The following is a 1726-nucleotide window of genomic DNA, read 5'->3' on the forward strand; positions in this document are numbered from 1 at the left end:
CCGCGCCACTCGCCGCTCGCCACTCGCCGCTCGCCACTGCCTCCTGGTCGGCTCCGAGCTTGACGCCCGGGACCTGGTGCAGCTGCACCATATTGCGTTCGAAGCCGAGCTGCCATCCCGCCATGTGGAGGCCCCAGACCTTGGCGGTGCCCTCGCCGACCTCGGCCACCGCCTTGTCCCAGTTCTCGACCAGGTTGTCGCACCATTCGGAGAGGGTGAGCTGCCCCGTCCGCGGCGGCGTCGGTGTCGAAGTCGCGGGCATCCGGCGCTGTCCGCTCACCCGGATGTCCGGCGATCTATGGGCGCTCCTCACCCGCGCGACCGGCGGACCCGCTCCGGCTCGCCGCCCAGTCGCGGAACGCGGCGATGAACTCCTCGGGCGCGTCGGACTCCACATAGGTGCCAGCACCCTCGACGATCACGGTCCGGTGATCGGGGAAGGTCGCTTCCAGACGCTCGCGTTCCCGCGGCCGGAAGGCGATATCGGCGTCACCCCACACGATCAGCGTCGGCAGCTGCGCGATAGCGGCGAGACCGGCCTCGACCTCCGCGAAGAAGGTCCGGCTGGCGAGGACTCGGCCGGGCAGCACCGCCGAAGCCTGGCGGCGTTCGGGGGTGTCCAGCGCGCGGCGGTAGTGGTCCATCTCGGCCGCGGTGGGCTTGCGCCTGTGGTGGCCGGTGGGGATGAAGGTGTTGACGAGCAGGTTGAACTGTCGCACCAGGAATCGCCCCGGCAGCCCGCCGATGATGCGCGAGAACGCCTCGAAGTGCAGGTCGCCGTTGACCGGCCACGCCCAGGTATTGGCCAGTACCAGGCGCTCGAAGACGCCCGGCCGCCGCTGCGCCGCGGCCAGGCCGATCGTGCCGCCCCAGTCCTGCCCGATCAGGGTGACGCCCTCGAGGCCGAGCGCGTCGACGAATGCGGTGACCACGTCGGCGTGTTCCTCGGGCAGGTAGCGGTATCCGGGCTTCGGCGTCGACAGCCCGAAGCCCGGATAGTCGAGGGCGACGCACCGGAAATCGTCGCGCAGCCCTCGGATCACGTCGTGCCAGAGGAATGACCAGGTCGGATTGCCGTGCAGCAGAAGCAGTGTGGGCCCCGACCCCTCGTCGACGTAGTGCACGGTGTGCCCGTCGATATCGATGAATCGGCTCTCGAACGGAAACAGGTCGTCATCGACCCAGTCGGGCCGCACACTCCTGGTGATGTCGGCCATGGCGGCCCCCTCTCGCCCCGGACTCCCGGGTAGCTTGCATATTTCCTACTGACTTTACTATTTCAAGTACGAGTCCGGGCACTATCCAGCCAGCAGCCACCGGATTGGCAGCAGTCGGTCAGTTCAGGGCGTGCAGGACCGCCGAGAAGAGGCGGCCGATACCGCTGGTGATCACCCGGAACAGGCCGGGTGCGGCGGCCTCGATCAGGGCCGGTGCGGCCTCCCCTATGAAATCGGCACCATTGTCGGCCACCTGGCCGCGCCGGTCGGCCCGCCGGTCACGGCGACGAAAAATCCCCATGCCTCTTCGACGTATGAGCGCCACGATTGGTTCCCGTGGGAGATCGGTGCCCTGCGGTCGCGCGGCGGCCGGTCGGCGGCACCGAACGCCCGGCATCGCAGCGCAGGGGACGCACCGGCGACCCGGATCAGGCGACGCCGACTCCGGCGCGGACCACGCCCGCGACCGACTCGCCGGTGATCTCACCCAGCCGCAGATATCCGGCGCG

General features: G+C 69.5%; 3 protein-coding genes and 1 pseudogene. 1 reads left to right on the forward strand and 3 read right to left on the reverse strand.

What is annotated here, in order from left to right:
- The 3 genes and pseudogenes from QK444_RS36030 to QK444_RS36040 form a co-directional block, all read right to left on the reverse strand.
- Positions 1-220, reverse strand: a pseudogene (locus QK444_RS36030) (class I SAM-dependent methyltransferase); the annotation flags it as partial.
- Between the two features lie 76 nt (positions 221-296).
- Positions 297-1217, reverse strand: coding sequence for an alpha/beta fold hydrolase (locus QK444_RS36035; RefSeq protein WP_282786566.1), 921 nt, complete (start codon positions 1215-1217; stop codon positions 297-299).
- Between the two features lie 118 nt (positions 1218-1335).
- Complete coding sequence (locus QK444_RS36040; protein WP_282786568.1) at positions 1336-1518, reverse strand: hypothetical protein; 183 nt, start codon at positions 1516-1518, stop codon at positions 1336-1338.
- Between the two features lie 13 nt (positions 1519-1531).
- Between QK444_RS36040 and QK444_RS36045 the strand changes: the two genes are divergently transcribed.
- Positions 1532-1726 (forward strand): hypothetical protein (locus QK444_RS36045; RefSeq protein WP_282786569.1); only part of this gene is annotated, 195 nt, incomplete at its 3' end.

Source organism: Nocardia sp. CC201C (assembly GCF_030010695.1).
In the GTDB taxonomy this organism is placed as follows: Bacteria; Actinomycetota; Actinomycetes; order Mycobacteriales; family Mycobacteriaceae; genus Nocardia; species Nocardia otitidiscaviarum.

What these genes read in the sequence shown, in the direction of transcription:
- QK444_RS36035 (WP_282786566.1), bottom strand. Translation starts at nt 1,217, where the DNA reads ATGGCCGACATCACCAGGAGTGTGCGGCCCGACTGGGTCGATGACGAC.
- QK444_RS36040 (WP_282786568.1), bottom strand. Translation starts at nt 1,518, where the DNA reads ATGGGGATTTTTCGTCGCCGTGACCGGCGGGCCGACCGGCGCGGCCAG.